Below are 16,113 nucleotides of genomic sequence, written 5' to 3'. Positions count from 1 at the left end.
GGTGCGGGCGCTGGTCCTGGCGGCGCTCGCCGCCAGCTTTTGCCTGGCCGGCATCGCGCATGTGTTCGCCGAAGAGGCATTCGTCACCAACCAGCTCAGCGACGATCTGATGGTCGTGGACCTCGCCACGGCGCGCAGCGTCGCGACCATCCCGATCGGCGGCAAGCCGGCCGGCGTCGCCGTCAGCGCGGACGGACGTTTTGCCTATGTCACGAGCCCGGATGCCAAAGCCGTGACGGTGGTGGACGCAGCAACGCGGCAGGTTGCGGCGCGGATCGAGGTCGGCGGCGGGCCGCTCGGCATTGCCGTCGCGCCGGATGGCCGCACCGTCTATGTCGCGGACTGGTATGCGGCGGCGGTGCGGGTGATCGACGCGGCCTCGCGCAGCGTCACGGCCAGCATTGCGGTCGGCGCCTCGCCATCGGGGCTCGCGGTAACGCCGGATGGCAAGCTGCTGCTCTCGGCCGACCGCGACGACGACAGTGTGTCGGTGGTCGACACCGCGACGCGCCAGCGCACGACGACCATCAAGGTCGGCACCCGTCCGTTCGGCGTCACCATCGATGCCGAGGGCAAGCGCGCCTACACCGCCAATGTCGGCTCCAACGACGTCTCCGTGATCGACATCGCCACTGGGGCCGAGACCGGCCGCGTGCAGGTCGGGATGCGCCCTTATGCGGTGGCGTTGGCGCAGGGCCGCGGCTTCGTCACCGATCAGTATGGCGGCACTGTCAGCGTGTTCGATCTGGCGACCTTGAAGCCGCTCAAGCGCATCAATGTCGGCGATTATCCCGAAGGCATTGCCGCGACTGCCGACGGCAAGCGCATTATCGTCGCCTGCTGGGAAAGCAACACGCTCGATATCATCGATGCGGTCGAGCTGAAGCTGATCGGCGAGGTCAATACCGGCGACGGCCCGCGCGCGTTTGGGGCATTCTTGCGCAGGACGGAGTAGGGGCGTGTAGCCCGCGTGAGCGGAGCGACATGCGGGACGGGGCTCTCCTCATCCACCGGCGTTCCCGGATATCGCTTCGCTCATCCGGGCTACGGCACCGGGGCACAGCGTCCATACAATCTCATCCATCTGATCAAACATGTGATCCGGCACCATCGCCCGCAGCGCCGCCGGCGCCGCATAACCCCAGCCCACCGCTCCGCAGGCAATTCCCACTGTCCGCGCCGCCTCGATGTCGCGCACTTCGTCGCCGATCGAGATGACCTTGCCCGGCTCCACGCCGGCGCGGCGGATGACCCGTCGGAACTTCGCGGGCTTGCCGAAAAGCGAGGCCGCGCAATCGAAATGGGCGAACAGCGTCGCGCAATCGCCGAGCTTCTCGCGCGCATTGGCTTCGCTGTCCGACGTCACCATCGCGAGCTGCACGCCACTCTCCGCCAGCGTCCGCAGCATTGTCTCGACCCCCGCAAACAGCGAAATCTCCGCTGCAGCCTCCGCCTTCAGTCGCCGCGCATGCCGCGCGATCGCCGGCAGCTTCCACAGCGGCACCTCGAGCCGGCTCAGAATCTCCCGCGAAGAAGCATGCCGCAGCCCCTCGATATCCTCGTCCGCGACGCGGCGGAAGCCGAAGCGATCGGCGACGTCGTTGATGGTGCGCAGGAACCACGGAAAGCTGTCGGCCAGCGTGCCGTCGAGATCAAAGATGGCGAGGGAGTAGGGCATGGAGACGAAGCTACACCGCTAGGCTTTCCACACGGTTTCCTCGGTCCATCCGAGTTGGTCGAATTCGGTGGCCCTGAGCGGCGCCTCTCCCTCGGCGAAGAACTCGTCAAGCTGAGGCGGCGCGACGCTCGTTTCGGACAGCATGGCGTGCGCTTGTCCGCGGTGATGAATTTGATGCTGGAACAGATGCATGAGCAGTCGGTCGCGGCGTTCGGCCTGGACCCGCGTGTCGCGGTTGATCCGCACAATGCCGTTGAGAATCTCGGGCGTCAGTGCATCGCACATGGCGATCAAGCGCTTGTCGATCGCGGCTTGCGCAGGCTTCAGCGCAGCAAGGGAAAGGTGCGGCACGTCGTTCTTCCAAGCTGCCGGTCCCAACCATCCGCCCTCCAGTGCATCGACATAGAAGAGGTCGATGACATGGATGTGGTTCAGCGTGCGTTGCAGGCTCGGAAAGAAGCCGGTCCGCTCGGCTTCGAAGTCGGCCTGAGACAGCGCCGCGCAAGCGGTGAGCAGCCGGTGGTTTGCCCAAGCATTATTGTGGGCGAACGCACGATAGGTTTGCACAAGTCCGGCAGGCAAACTCAGTCTCCCTCAGACAATGTGTCGGCCGCTCCCGCGGCGTAACCTACTCGGCCGCCTCGCTCGCCGCGCGTCTCCGCTTCGGCTTCCGAGCCTTCGCCAGCACCGGCGCCAGGAACTTCCCCGTATAGCTCCGCGGCGCTTTTGCGATGTCCTCTGGCGGGCCCCAGGCGACGATCTCGCCGCCGCCATCGCCGCCTTCGGGGCCGAGGTCGATGACCCAGTCGGCGGTCTTGATCACTTCGAGATTGTGCTCGATGACGACGACCGTGTTGCCCTGCGCGACCAGCTCGTGCAGCACCTCCAACAGCTTCTTGACGTCGTGGAAATGCAACCCGGTGGTCGGCTCGTCCAGGATGTAGAGCGTGCGGCCGGTGGCGCGCTTTGACAGCTCTTTTGCGAGCTTGACGCGCTGGGCTTCGCCGCCCGAGAGCGTCGTGGCCTGCTGGCCGACATGGATGTAGTCGAGGCCGACGCGATGCAGCGTCTGGAACGTCTCGCGTACACGTGGGACCGCCTTGAAGAACTCGGCCGCTTCCTCGACGGTCATGTCGAGCACGTCGGCGATGCTCTTGCCCTTGAATAGGACCTCCAGCGTCTCGCGGTTGTAGCGCTTGCCCTTGCAGACGTCGCAGGTGACGTAGACGTCGGGCAAGAAGTGCATCTCGATCTTGATGACGCCGTCGCCCTGGCAGGCCTCGCAGCGGCCGCCCTTGACGTTGAAGGAGAACCGGCCGGGCTCGTAGCCGCGCGCTTTCGACTCGGGCAGGCCGGCGAACCATTCGCGGATCGGCGTGAAGGCACCGGTATAGGTCGCGGGGTTGGAGCGCGGCGTGCGACCGATCGGCGACTGGTCGATGTCGATGATCTTGTCGATGTGCTCGAGGCCCTCGATGCGGTCGTGCGGCGCGGCGCCTTCGCTGGCATTGTTCAGCTTGCGGGCGATCGCCTTGTAGAGCGTGTCGATCAGCAGCGTCGATTTGCCGCCGCCGGAGACGCCGGTGACGCAGGTGAACAGGCCGAGCGGAATTTCGGCCGTAACGTTCTTGAGGTTATTGCCGCGCGCGTTGACCACCTTGATGGTGCGGCGATGGTTCGGCGGGCGCCGCTCGGGCACCTCGACCTCGAGCTCGCCGGTGAGATATTTGCCCGTCAGCGAGTTGGGGTTGCGCATGATCTCGGCGGGCGTGCCTTCGGCGATGATGTTGCCGCCATGCATGCCGGCGCCGGGGCCGATGTCGAGCACGTGGTCGGCGAGCAGGATCGCGTCCTCGTCGTGCTCGACCACGATCACGGTGTTGCCGAGGTCACGAAGTCTCTTGAGCGTGTCGAGCAGGCGCGCGTTGTCGCGCTGGTGCAAGCCGATCGAGGGCTCGTCGAGCACGTAGAGCACGCCTGTTAGCCCCGAGCCGATCTGCGAAGCCAGCCGGATGCGCTGGCTTTCGCCGCCGGAGAGCGTGCCGGAGGAGCGGGAGAGCGTGAGGTAGTTGAGGCCGACGTCGAGCAGGAAGGTGAGGCGCTCGCGGATCTCCTTGAGGATGCGGCCGGCGATCTCGTTCTGCTGGGTGTTCAGCGCCTCCGGCACGGTCTCGAACCACGCGCCGGCGCCCTTCACCGACATCTCGGAGATGTCGCCGATATGCTTGCCGCCGATCTTGACGCAAAGCGCCTCGGGCTTCAGCCGAAAGCCGTGGCACGCCTCGCAGGGCACGTCGTGGAAGTACTTCGCCAGCTCCTCACGCGCCCACTCGCTCTCGGTCTCGCGATAGCGGCGGTTGATGTTGGTGATGACGCCCTCGAACGGCTTCTTGGTGTCGTAGGAGCGGACGCCGTCCTCGTAGGAGAACTTGATCTCGTCCTCGCCGGAGCCATGGAGGATCGCGTTCTGCGTCTTCTTGGGCAGATCCTTCCATTTGGTGGTCAGCGTGAACTTGTAGTGCTTGCCGAGCGCAGTCAGCGTCTGAATGTAATAGGGCGACGAGGATTTGGCCCAGGGCGCGATTGCGCCCTTGCCAATGGCGAGCTCCTTGTCGGGAATGACGAGGTCTTCGTCGACATGCTGCTCGACGCCGAGGCCGCCGCACGCAGGACAGGCGCCATAGGGGTTGTTGAACGAGAACAGCCGGGGCTCGATCTCGGGGATGGTGAAGCCGGACACCGGGCAGGCGAACTTTTCCGAGAACAGCATGCGCTCGGGTCCGCTCTTGTCGTGGATCTTTGCGGTCTTCTTCTTCTCTTCCGCGGGTGCTGCCGCAGCCGGCGCATCCGCGAATTCGATGACGGCGAGGCCCTCGGCAAGTTTCAGCGCGGTCTCGAAACTTTCGGCGAGGCGCTGGCCGATGTCGGGGCGCACCACGATGCGATCGACGACGACGTCGATGTCGTGCGGGAATTTCTTGTCGAGAACAGGGGCTTCGGCGAGCTCGTGGAAGGCGCCGTCGATCTTGACGCGCTGAAAGCCCTTCTTGAGCCATTCGGCAAGCTCTTTGCGGTACTCGCCCTTGCGGCCGCGCACGACCGGCGCGAGCAGATAGAGGCGCGAGCCCTCGGGCAGCGCCAGCACGCGATCGACCATCTGCGAGACGATCTGGCTCTCGATCGGCAGGCCGGTGGCGGGCGAATAGGGCACGCCGACGCGCGCCCACAGCAGGCGCATGTAGTCGTAGATTTCGGTCACCGTGCCGACGGTGGAGCGCGGGTTCTTCGACGTCGTCTTCTGCTCGATCGAGATCGCCGGCGACAGGCCGTCGATCTGGTCGACGTCGGGCTTCTGCATCATCTCCAGGAACTGGCGGGCGTAGGCAGACAGCGATTCGACGTAGCGGCGCTGGCCTTCGGCGTAGATGGTGTCGAACGCGAGCGAGGATTTGCCGGAGCCCGACAGCCCCGTGAACACCACCAGCTTGTCGCGGGGAATCTCGACATCGACGTTCTTGAGATTGTGCTCGCGCGCGCCACGGATGGTAATTGCGCGCAGGTTTGATCCCACGTTCTGCTGTTGGCGCTTCGCCTTGATCACTTCATCCATCCGGGTTGCCCTCAAGGAATCCCAAAGGCGCGCGATCGCGCCAACAAAAAAGGCGCGCTTCGCCCGGAACCGGGATCGGCGCCGATGGGGTTGTCAGCGAACGTAGGAAGAACGGAGACGGATTTCCAGTGGGACTTGCGAATCGTCAACGGATTGTTGGCGCACTGGCGGCATCTGGCAGGAGCAGGGTGGAACTGCGCGGCAACGTGCCCGACAAAACAAAAAGGCCGGCACAAGGCCGGCCTTTCGTAACGCGGATGGCGTTGGGGCTAAGTACTGAACTCAGTACTTGGCGACCACCGGGCCCCCGAAGTGATAGTTCACGCCGACCTGCACGGTGTGAAACTCGAGCGTGCCGGAGGGCAGGGCGCCCGAGAAGTAGGTCTCGCCGCCGAGGCTGCGAAAGAGGTACTCGCCCTTGACCGACCACTGCGGAGCGAAGAACGCTTCGACGCCCGCACCGACGGTCCAGCCGGAGTGCCACTTGCTGTCGGAAACGGTCACGCCGAGCGCGCTGACGCTGAGCTTGTTGTCGATCCAGGCGTAACCACCGGTGCCGTAGAACAGGACGTTGTTGACGGCGTAGCCGATGCGGCCGCGCACGGTTCCCATCGCATCGGTTTTGGAGCTGAGGGTGGTGCTGACGAGGCCGAAGCCGGGGACGGCAACGGGGCCGGTGACCGACGCGCTGACATCAGCCCAGGAACCATCGGCCTCGACGCCGAGCACGACATTGCCGGTCTGCCAGTTGTAGCCGGCAGTACCGCCGACGAAGCCGCCCTTCATCTTCGGGTCGGTCGAGGAATTTTCCCAAGCGCCGCCACCGACGATACCGAGGTAGAAGCCGGTCCAGTTGTAGACCGAAGCCATGGCCACCGGGGCCTTGGTGTAGGGGCGCGCCGCGAGATCAGCGGCCGAAGCCGGGGCGGCGAGAGCGAACAAACAGGCCGAAGCCAACAAAACCTTTTTCATTTTCAACTAATCCCAGTCCCAGTTTCTGATTGTGCCTTCCACGATAGGGAGGGCATCGGACTCACTTGCCCAACTGATGCCGTACTTACACCAGTGAAGCCGCAAGTTGTGTCACTCAAAAGCAACAACGGTCGGAAAACGGAACGGTTATTGACCGATTAATATTGGAGAACTGCACAGCAAAAGGCCGGCGCAAGGCCGGCCTTCGAAGTGCGATATGTCCAGCGCGATCAGTACCTTGCGATGGCCGGACCGCCCCAGCGATAGTTCAAGCGCACCAGGCCCATGTCTACGTCCTGGCGAATCCGGTCGCTGCCGAATACCGCACCCGCGGGCGTTGTGAAGCCGATCGTGCGATCGCCAAGGAAGATGTGGTCGTACTCAAAGCCCAGCGACCAGTTCGGGGCGAAGCCGAATTCCAGACCGGCCCCGACCGTGCCACCCCAGCGAGTCTCCCGGGCCGAAGCCAGCAGCGCGCCCGCGCCGGGCGTACCCGCAGCAGCGTAGATGTCGTACTTGTCACCGACGACGGCGGCGCCGCCCTTCACGTAAAGCAGCACGTTGTTCCAGGCGTAACCGACCTGACCGGTGATGAGACCGAAAGCGTCGATGCGGGAACGGTTGCGATCACCCGTCACCAAAGCGGTACCAGGGAAGAGGGTGCTCACGTTGTCGCCCCGGAAGTCAGCCCAGTTGCCCTGGCCTTCCAGACCGAACACCCAATTGGCGGACTGCCAGCGATAGCCGATCTGGCCGCCGACGGTGCCCCCTGTTGCATTGTGACAGCCTTCGCCGACGAGAACGCCGGTCGCGGGCGTGACGAAGTCCCAGCACTTGTGGCTGGATCCACCGCCGCCGTTGATGCCGATGTAGAAGCCGCTCCAGTCGTAGATGGCGGCAACCGCCGGCGGCGGGGCTTTGGTGTAGGGACGCGCGGCCATGTCCGCCGCGCTTGCGGGAGCCGACAAGCCCATCGCCACTGCACCGATTGCACAAATAAGAAGCTTATTCATTGCCAGTCTCCCCAGGTTTCGTCCGCTTCTTATTTCCCCGAAGCGGCTGATCAGGCGCGAGGGCCCATATGAACTAAGTCCGAGGCAACCGTAGCTCTACGGAGCGGCAGAGTCCGTCTCCCAAATGCAACAAGACCGGGGCAGTGCGAGTACCCATAACTTGCTGAATGTTAAGTTCTTTCTTCCATTTTTGGGAACCTACAAAGGTTCCAATCGACGTGTGCCTTTCCGCAACACATGTGGCCGATCGATCCCACGCCTTCAGATCTGTCTTCGCCAAGAACAAATCTGGAACGAACCGGAGGTCGATGCTATATGTGGGGATAACCGGAAGGGTGACGGCCTGATCGTCGTCCGCAAGTGTTCGGCGAGCGTATAGGGTCGCCTCAACAGGCACGGCGGAACGCGGGAGCGGACCGGCCTTCTTGAATTCAGTGGCATTCGGAGCGGAGAGCGGAGATGGCGGGAAGCGTCAACAAGGTCATTCTGGTTGGAAATCTCGGCAAGGATCCTGAAATCCGCCGCACCCAGGACGGGCGGCCGATCGCCAATCTGAGCGTCGCGACTTCGGAGACGTGGCGCGACAAGGCGACTGGCGAGCGCAAGGAAAAGACCGAGTGGCACCGCGTCGTGATCTTCAATGAAGGGCTCTGCAAGGTCGCCGAACAGTATCTGAAGAAGGGCGCCAAGATTTACGTCGAGGGTGCGCTCCAGACCCGCAAATGGACCGACCAGAGCGGTGTCGAAAAGTACTCGACCGAAGTCGTGCTGCAGGGGTTCAACTCGACCTTGACGATGCTGGACGGTCGTAGCGGCGGTGGCGGAGGCGGCAGCTTCGGCGACGAGCCGGGCGGCGATTTCGGCTCCTCCGGTCCGGTCAGCAGCACGCCGCGGCGCCCTGTTGCCGCCGGCGGCGGTGGCCGCAACAGCGACATGGACGACGATATCCCGTTCTGAGCGATTCCGCTCCAAGAACGCGGCGCCTGATGCGGACGCCCGGCCGGATGGGCGGCGCTTCTCATCTCATGTCAGAACATCCCACTAATCGACAGGACGGGCTCGGCATTTCCGGGCCCGCTTCATGTTTGGGGTGAGCTCGGATTGCGGCTTGGCAAACGCGCCGACGCGGCAAGCTCACCGCGCGGTTTTCCACGCGTGAGCGGCGATTTTGCAAGGCCGATGCGAGTGCTGTCCGAGACACCGCTCGCAAGGGCTTAAGTTGTTGGAAAAATAGGCGGAAAAAGCGCTTCCCAGAACGCCGCGAGGGTGGTTATCAGAGGCTCGATGCGCTATATGATTCCCAGATAAAACCTCACCGGATTTCCCCTTGGCTGACGACGACGACAAGCCCGGCGACCAGCCGGCGCAACCCTCGGATATTCGCCCCGTCTCCATCTTCGAGGAGATGAAGAAGTCCTATCTCGACTACGCCATGAGCGTGATCGTGGCGCGGGCGCTGCCTGACGCCCGCGATGGCCTGAAGCCGGTGCATCGCCGCATCCTGTACTCGATGAACGAGCAGGGGCACACGCCGGACAAGAAGTACGTCAAGTCCGCCCGCGTGGTCGGTGACGTCATCGGTAAATATCATCCGCATGGCGACCAGTCGATCTACGACGCCATGGTCCGGATGGCGCAGGACTTCTCCATGCGCGTGCCGCTGATCGACGGCCAGGGCAATTTCGGCTCGGTCGACGGCGATCCCCCGGCTGCCTATCGTTATACCGAAGCCCGATTGACGAAGGCGGCGCTGGCTCTGCTGGCCGACATCGACAAGGACACGGTCGACTTCCAGCCGAACTACGACAACAACGAGACCGAACCGTCGGTCTTGCCAGCCAAGTTCCCGAACCTTCTCGTCAACGGCGCCGGCGGCATCGCGGTCGGCATGGCGACCAACATCCCGCCGCACAATCTCGGCGAGGTCATCGACGCCTGCGTCGCGCTGATCGACAACCCCGCGCTCACCATCGACGAGCTCATCAACATCGTGCCGGGACCGGACTTCCCGACCGGCGGCGTCATCCTCGGACGGCAGGGCATCCGCGCCGCCTATCACCTCGGCCGCGGCTCGGTCATGATGCGCGGCAAGGTCGCGATCGAGACCATCCGCAAGGAGCGCGAGGCGATCATCATCACCGAGATTCCCTACCAGGTGAACAAGGCGACGATGGTCGAGCGCATCGCCGAGCTGGTCAAGGAAAAGAAGATCGAAGGCATCGGCGACCTGCGCGATGAATCCGATCGCGACGGCTACCGCGTCGTCATCGAATTGAAGCGCGACGCCGTGCCGGATGTGGTGCTCAATCAGCTCTACAGGTTCACGCCGCTGCAGACGAGCTTCGGCGTCAACATGGTGGCGCTCGACAGCGGCCGTCCACGGGTCATGCACCTGAAGGACCTGCTGGCGATCTTCGTCGACTTCCGCGAGCGGGTCGTCACGCGGCGCACCAAGTTCCTGCTCGCCAAGGCCCGAGATCGCGCCCATGTTTTGGTCGGTCTCGCCATCGCAGTCGCCAATATCGACGAGATGATCCGCGTCATCCGGACCTCGCCCGACCCGACCACCGCCCGCGACACCCTGATGTCGCGCGACTGGCCGGCCCGGGACGTCGAGGACATGCTGACGCTGATCGACGATCCGCGCCACCGCATCAGCGAGAACGGCACGATCCGGCTGTCGATGGAGCAGGCGAGGGCCATTCTCGATCTGCGCCTGCAACGCCTCACCGCACTCGGCCGCGACGAAATCCGCGAGGAGCTCGACAAGCTCGCCGGCGAGATCGCCGACTATCTCGACATCCTGCGCTCGCGCGACCGCGTGCTGGGCATCATCAAGTCCGAGCTCGCCGAAGTGAAGGCCGAGTTCGCAACCCCGCGCCGCACCGTCATCATCGAGCAGGAAGGTGAGGTCGAGGACGAGGACCTGATCCAGCGCGAGGACATGGTCGTCACCGTCTCGCACGCCGGCTACGTCAAGCGCGTGCCGCTGTCGGCCTACCGGGCCCAGCGCCGCGGCGGCAAGGGCCGCGCCGGCATGCAGACCCGCGATGAGGATTTTGTCAGCCGGCTGTTCGTGGCGTCCACGCATACTCCGATGCTGTTCTTCTCCTCGCGCGGACAGGTCTACAAGATCAAAGTCTGGCGCCTGCCGATGGCCGCGCCGAATGCGCGCGGCAAGGCGCTGATCAACATCCTGCCGCTGGAGCAGGGCGAGCGCATCACCACCATCATGCCGCTGCCGGAGGACGAGTCCACCTGGGGCAATCTCGACGTGATGTTTGCCACGACAGGCGGCAACGTCCGGCGCAACAAGCTGTCCGACTTCGTGGATGTCCGCCGCTCCGGCATCATCGCGATGAAGCTCGACGACAATGAAGCGATCGTCGACGTGCAGATCTGCACTGAGCACGACGACGTGCTTTTGACCGGCGCCGGCGGCCAGTGCATCCGCTTCCCCGTGACCGACGTGCGGGTGTTCACCGGCCGCACCTCGATGGGCGTGCGCGGCATTGCGCTTGCCGAGGGCGACAAGGTGATCTCGCTGGCGATCCTGCGCCACGTCGAGACGACGTCCGACGAGCGCTCGGCGTACCTGAAGATGCGTCGTGCGGTCGCCGGCGAAGCTGCGGCCGAGGAGCCGGCGGCGGACGCCGAGACCGAGGAGACCTCCGGCAGCTTCCAACTCGCCCAGGAGCGTTACGTCGAGATGTCAGCGCAGGAGCAGGTCGTGCTGACCGTGTCCGTCAACGGTTACGGCAAGCGGACGTCGTCCTACGAGTACCGCACCACGGGCCGCGGCGGCAAAGGCATCGTCGCCATGAGCGTCAACAACCGCAACGGCAACCTCGTAGCGTCGTTCCCCGTGGAGGATGCTGATCAAATCATGCTGGTTACCGACAAGGGTCAGCTGATCCGCTGCCCGGTCGAAGGCATCCGCGTCGCCGGCCGCTCGACCCAGGGCGTGATCGTGTTCGACACCGCGGAGGACGAACACGTCGTCTCGGTCGAGCACATCACGGAAGAGGCCGAGAGCGGAAACGGGGCGAATGGGGAGTCGAACGGGGAGTGATGCGTCACCCCGTAGCCCGGATGGAGCGCAAGCGAAATCCGGGTTCTTCATTCGGACGGCTGTCCCGGATTGAGTTGTGCTCGATCCGGATACTGCACTGACCAGCTAAATCTCCAGCTCCGTGCCGAATTCCACCACCTGCTTGGTAGGTACGCCGAAGAACGCGGCGGAGCGTTCGGCGTTGCGTTGCAGGAAGGCGAACACGGTTTCGCGCCAGACCCACATGCCCGGCACGTCCTCGCGCGGGATGATTGTCTCGCGGCCGACGTAATAGGTGATGTCGGAGAGGTCGATGCCGGGCAGCTTGCCGTGGCGGCAGGCGAAGGTCAGCCCTTCGTAAATCGTCGGGTTCTGCATGAAGCCGTAATGCAGAACGACGCGGGTAATGCCGGGAATGATCTCGATCACCTCGATGCGGTCTTCGTCGGCGATGTGAGGAAGCTCCTCGATCAGCACGGTGACCAGGACGATGCGCTCGTGCAGCACGTGGTTGTGCTTGACGAACTGGGTCAGTGCCAGCGGCACGCCGCGCGGCGCCGAGGCCAGGAACACGGCGGTGCCGGGGAGTCTGGCGCTGCACTGGTTGACCGCGGTCTCGATCAGATCCTCCTCGGGCTGGCGCAGCTTCGCGCGTGCGGCTTCGACGAGCTTCACGCCGCTGCGCCAGGTCAGCATCAGGAAGGCGACGAAGCCCGCCAGCATCAGCGGAAACCAGCCGCCCTCGAACAGCTTGATCGAATTGGCCGAGAAGAAGATCAAATCGATCACGAAGAAGAAGCCGTTCACGGCAACCACGAGCCACGGTGAATAGCCCCACTGGATCGCGACCAGGGCGGCGAGCAGCGTGGTGATCGCCATCAATAGCGACACCGCGATGCCGTAGGCGCCGGCCAGCGCCTCCGAGCTGCCGAAACTCAGCACGGCGCCGAGCGTTGCGGCGGCGAGCAGCCAGTTCACCAACGGCACGTAGATCTGGCCGATCGCGTCGCTCGTGGTGTGACGGATCTGCATGCGCGGCAGGAAGCCGAGCTGGATCGACTGCTGCGTCAACGAGAACACGCCGGAGATGATGGCTTGCGAGGCGATCACGGTCGCGACCGCCGAGAACGCGACCAGCGGATAATGCAGGGCGTCAGGGCAGAGCTGGAAGAACGGATTTTCGATCATGGTGGGATCGGTGATCAGCAGCGCGGCCTGGCCGAAATAGTTCAGCACGAGCGCAGGCAGGCAGATCGCGAACCAGGCCAGCCGGATCGGCAGGCGGCCGAAATGCCCCATGTCGGCGTACATGGCTTCGCCGCCGGTCACCGCGAGGAAGGCGGCCCCCAGGATCGCGAAGGAGACATGAAAATCCTGATGGATCAGGAAGTCGAACGCATAGAGCGGGCTGAGCGCCGCCAGCACCGCCGGCGCCTTGACGATGCCGTGGATGCCGAGCGCTGCCAGCACGAAGAACCAGGCCAGCATCACCGGTCCGAAGATGCGGCCGATGAAGCCGGTGCCCTGCTTCTGCATCATGAACAGTCCGATCAGGATGACGACGGTCACGGGCACAACCGCCGGCGCGAGCGAGGGTGCGTCGACCTTCAGACCTTCGATGGCTGAGAGCACGGAGATGGCCGGCGTGATCGCGCCGTCCCCGTACAGTAGCGCGGCGCCGATGAGGCCGACGACCAGCAAATGCGCGCGCCAGGTACCGGGTTGAGCGTTGCGGGCATGCAGCAAGGCCAGCAGCGCGACGATGCCGCCTTCGCCGCGGTTATCCGCACGCAGAATCAACAGCGCATATTTCAGTGAGATGATCAGCAACAGCGCCCAGAGGATCAGCGAGGCGACGCCCAGAACGGCATCGTTCGTCAAAGTGCCGCCATGGGCGGCGGCCTTGGCGGCTTCCTTCAGGGCGTAGAGGGGGCTGGTGCCGATATCGCCATAGACCACCCCGAGGGCGCCCATGGTCATGGCAATCGGCAGTGGATCAGGTTGATGGCCGGAGGCGACTGCAGGCGTGCTGGACAATGGCGACCCCCCGATGGGATCGCGCCCGACGGGTCATTCCGACGGGCGCGAGCATCAGGCAGTGTGCGACGGGACGTCGCAAATATCCATGGGGTATATCTTTGGGGTTTATCTTGAGAGTTAGCTGACGCGAAACTGACAGACCCCCACTACGGAGTACGGTTGGCAGTCACAAGGCGAGCCTCGCGGATGTTGGCTTTGGTGCCGGCCTGGCGGAGGCAGGACGCTTCGAAATTCGGCCAGGCCTGCTGCGAGCAGTCCTTGCCGACGGTACGGATATCGAGCCGGTCGCTCTTGGCAAGCGGCTGCGGCACGCTCGCCTCGACGGTGGGGGCGAAGCCGGGCAGGAGCGTGAGGGTGGCAGCAACACACGCAGAAATGGCGATCGCCGAAAGAGCCTTGATCATGACAGTCCCCTGTGATGCGGCCGCTACGCCCAGTGTGCGGCCCGTCGTTCGTTGGCTGGATTAGTAACCATGGCCAGTTTCCGGACGTCTTCGCGAACGCGGGAAATGGTTTCGTTCGCGCTCCGTTTTGTGTCGTGGCCGCCCTCAGGACGAAACAATTCGGCGCATTCCGACACGCTTCTGCGGAAAAACCGCCAGGGAACCTGACCGGCTTGCCGGGCCGGGCAGGGCGCGGTAGGACGTGGCCATGCCGCGCATTGCTTTCTATCCAGGTTCCTTCGACCCCATCACCAACGGCCATCTGGACGTGGTCCGGCACAGCGTGTCGCTGTGCGACAGGCTTGTTGTCGCGATCGGGGTGCACCCCGGCAAGAAGCCTCTGTTCTCGACCGAGGAGCGGCTGAAGATGCTCCATGACGTCTGCGGGCCGGTGGCCGCCCAGGCCGGCTGCGTGCTCGAGGCCGTGACGTTTGACGATCTGTCGGTGACCTCGGCGCGCAAGCACGGTGCCACGATCATGATTCGGGGCCTGCGCGACGGCACCGACCTCGACTACGAGATGCAGCTCGCCGGCATGAACGAGGCCATGGCGCCCGAGGTGCATACGATCTTCCTGCCGGCCTCTCCCATGGTCCGCCCGATCACCGCCACTTTGGTGCGCCAGATCGCTGCCATGGGCGGGGATGTCTCGGCCTTCGTCCCGCCGCTGGTTGCGGCCCAGCTCAAGGCAAAATTCGCCTGATAACGGCGCGTTTCCTTTCTCATCTCTGATCCGGAGTTGTCATGATCCGAATTCTCGCAGTTCTTGCCGCGGTTCTGTTCGCGGTGCCGGCCTTCGCGCAAGCCTTGCCGGCCGGCCTCGACAAGGCCAACGCCATCGTCATCGACTCCACCAAGGGCCGCATCGTCATCAAGCTCCGGCCGGACCTTGCGCCCCAGCACGCCGAGCGAATCAAGCAGCTCGCGCGCGAGGGTTTTTACAACAACGTGCCGTTCCACCGCGTCATGGATGGCTTCATGGCGCAGACCGGCGACGGTCAGAACTTCAATGGCACCGGCGGCTCGAAATATCCGAACCTGAAGCAGGAATTCTCGAAGGTGCATTTTGCGCGCGGCATCGTCGGCATGGCCCGGCGCGGCGACAGCGTCGACACCGCCAATTCGCAGTTCTTCATCATGTTTGCCGACGGCGGCAGCCTCGACAACCAGTACACCGTGATCGGCGAGGTCGTGCAGGGCATGGACGTCGTCGACAAGCTGAAGAAGGCGCCTCCCGGATCGAGCGGCGGCACCGTCACCGACCCCGACAAGATGGTGAAGGTGCAGGTCGCTTCCGACATCAAATAGGAGCGGCGATGGCGCGCTGCGGTGGCAAGCTCCTGCTGGTTGCCGCGGTGCTGCTGCTCGGCGTCCCAGGCGCGGTCGCCGAGGACGCACAGGTCAACACCATTCAGGACATCTTCCGGCATTTGCGCACCTGCTGGAAGCCGCCGCCCGCCGCCAGGGCCCGCCCGATCGACATCACCGTCGTGGTGAGCTTCAACCGGGCTGGAAACATTCTGGGCCATCCGAGGATTACCTATGAATCCGCGGAGGCTTCCGACAATGACCGGCTGCAATACCGGGTCGCGGTGATGGAGGCATTGCAACGCTGCACGCCGATGCCATTTACCGATGCGATGGCCGGCGCCGCTGCGGGGCGTCCGTTCGCGATCCAGTTTCGCAACCGCAAATCTTCACCTGACAGGACTTCACCCCCAACCCAAGAGAGACGAGCATGAGCGCCACCGAAAACACACTGATCCTCGAGACCACGCAGGGCCCCGTCACCATCGAGATGCGGCCTGATCTGGCGCCCGGCCACGTCGCACGCATCAAGGAACTCGTGCGCGAAGGCTTCTACGACGGCATCGTATTCCATCGCGTGATCGACGGCTTCATGGCGCAGACCGGCTGCCCCCAGGGCACCGGCACCGGCGGCTCCGGCCAGAAGCTGAAGGCCGAGTTCAACAAGGAGCCGCATGTGCGCGGCACCACCTCGATGGCGCGCGCCGCCAGCCCGGATTCCGGCGATAGCCAGTTCTTCATCTGCTTCGACGATGCCCGCTTCCTCGACAACCAGTACACGGTGTGGGGCAAGGTCACCGAGGGCATGGAGAACGTCGACAAGATCAAGCGTGGCGAGCCCGTGCAGAACCCCGACAAGATCGTCAAGGCGCGGATGGCGGCTGACGCGGCGTAGGCGTTCAACCCTCATGGTGAGGAGGCGCGTGGCGCCGTCTCGAACCATGAAGGCCGAGCTGCAGCAGCGGGGCCTTCATCCGTCGAGACGCGCGTTCCGCACC

At 64.3% G+C, this 16,113-nt stretch carries 14 protein-coding genes; 7 read left to right on the top strand and 7 right to left on the bottom strand.

Annotated features, from left to right (window positions below; genetic code table 11):
- Position 1 precedes the first annotated feature (1 nt).
- Positions 2–955, top strand: coding sequence for a cytochrome D1 domain-containing protein (locus IVB13_RS01800; protein ID WP_018458000.1), 954 nt, complete (start codon positions 2–4; stop codon positions 953–955).
- A 48-nt stretch (positions 956–1,003) separates the two neighbouring features.
- On the opposite strand, the gene IVB13_RS01795 is transcribed toward IVB13_RS01800, so the two are convergent.
- The 5 genes from IVB13_RS01795 to IVB13_RS01775 form a co-directional block, all read right to left on the bottom strand.
- Positions 1,004–1,678, bottom strand: coding sequence for an HAD family hydrolase (locus IVB13_RS01795; protein ID WP_018457999.1), 675 nt, complete (start codon positions 1,676–1,678; stop codon positions 1,004–1,006).
- An 18-nt stretch (positions 1,679–1,696) separates the two neighbouring features.
- Positions 1,697–2,260, bottom strand: coding sequence for a DinB family protein (locus IVB13_RS01790; RefSeq protein WP_026233478.1), 564 nt, complete (start codon positions 2,258–2,260; stop codon positions 1,697–1,699).
- A 46-nt stretch (positions 2,261–2,306) separates the two neighbouring features.
- Positions 2,307–5,288 (bottom strand): excinuclease ABC subunit UvrA, encoded by a 2,982-nt coding sequence (gene uvrA / locus IVB13_RS01785; RefSeq protein ID WP_018457997.1) that lies wholly within the window; start codon positions 5,286–5,288, stop codon positions 2,307–2,309.
- A 282-nt stretch (positions 5,289–5,570) separates the two neighbouring features.
- Positions 5,571–6,260, bottom strand: coding sequence for an outer membrane protein (locus IVB13_RS01780; protein WP_018457996.1), 690 nt, complete (start codon positions 6,258–6,260; stop codon positions 5,571–5,573).
- A gap of 230 nt (positions 6,261–6,490) precedes the next feature.
- Positions 6,491–7,273: an outer membrane beta-barrel protein gene (locus IVB13_RS01775; RefSeq protein ID WP_026233477.1), complete on the bottom strand. Its 783-nt coding sequence runs from the start codon at positions 7,271–7,273 to the stop codon at positions 6,491–6,493.
- Between the two features lie 459 nt (positions 7,274–7,732).
- On the opposite strand from IVB13_RS01775, the gene IVB13_RS01770 reads away from it, so the two are divergent.
- Positions 7,733–8,230, top strand: coding sequence for a single-stranded DNA-binding protein (locus IVB13_RS01770; protein ID WP_018457994.1), 498 nt, complete (start codon positions 7,733–7,735; stop codon positions 8,228–8,230).
- 370 nt (positions 8,231–8,600) lie between these two features.
- Positions 8,601–11,345: a DNA gyrase subunit A gene (gene gyrA, locus IVB13_RS01765; protein ID WP_018457993.1), complete on the top strand. Its 2,745-nt coding sequence runs from the start codon at positions 8,601–8,603 to the stop codon at positions 11,343–11,345.
- Between the two features lie 105 nt (positions 11,346–11,450).
- Here the strand turns inward: gyrA and IVB13_RS01760 are convergent, their stop codons facing one another.
- Positions 11,451–13,304, bottom strand: a complete 1,854-nt coding sequence (locus tag IVB13_RS01760; RefSeq protein WP_018457992.1) for a KUP/HAK/KT family potassium transporter — start codon at positions 13,302–13,304, stop codon at positions 11,451–11,453.
- A 206-nt stretch (positions 13,305–13,510) separates the two neighbouring features.
- Complete coding sequence (locus IVB13_RS01755; RefSeq protein WP_018457991.1) at positions 13,511–13,768, bottom strand: hypothetical protein; 258 nt, start codon at positions 13,766–13,768, stop codon at positions 13,511–13,513.
- 247 nt (positions 13,769–14,015) lie between these two features.
- Between IVB13_RS01755 and coaD the strand changes: the two genes are divergently transcribed.
- The 4 genes from coaD to IVB13_RS01735 are packed head-to-tail and all read left to right on the top strand — an operon-like array spanning position 14,016 to position 16,010.
- Positions 14,016–14,510 carry a pantetheine-phosphate adenylyltransferase gene (gene coaD / locus IVB13_RS01750; protein WP_018457990.1) on the top strand — a complete coding sequence of 165 codons (495 nt, stop codon included), beginning with the start codon at positions 14,016–14,018 and terminating at the stop codon, positions 14,508–14,510.
- 41 nt (positions 14,511–14,551) lie between these two features.
- Positions 14,552–15,115, top strand: a complete 564-nt coding sequence (locus tag IVB13_RS01745) for a peptidylprolyl isomerase (RefSeq protein ID WP_018457989.1) — start codon at positions 14,552–14,554, stop codon at positions 15,113–15,115.
- A gap of 8 nt (positions 15,116–15,123) precedes the next feature.
- Positions 15,124–15,549, top strand: a complete 426-nt coding sequence (locus tag IVB13_RS01740) for a hypothetical protein (protein ID WP_018457988.1) — start codon at positions 15,124–15,126, stop codon at positions 15,547–15,549.
- Positions 15,546–16,010: a peptidylprolyl isomerase gene (locus IVB13_RS01735; RefSeq protein ID WP_018457987.1), complete on the top strand. Its 465-nt coding sequence runs from the start codon at positions 15,546–15,548 to the stop codon at positions 16,008–16,010. Before IVB13_RS01740 ends, IVB13_RS01735 begins: the two co-directional genes overlap by 4 nt.
- Positions 16,011–16,113 lie beyond the last annotated feature (103 nt).

It is taken from the genome of Bradyrhizobium sp. 17, from assembly GCF_023073515.1.
GTDB lineage: Bacteria > Pseudomonadota > Alphaproteobacteria > Rhizobiales > Xanthobacteraceae > Bradyrhizobium > Bradyrhizobium canariense_D.
This window is presented reverse-complemented; position numbering and strand designations above follow the sequence as displayed.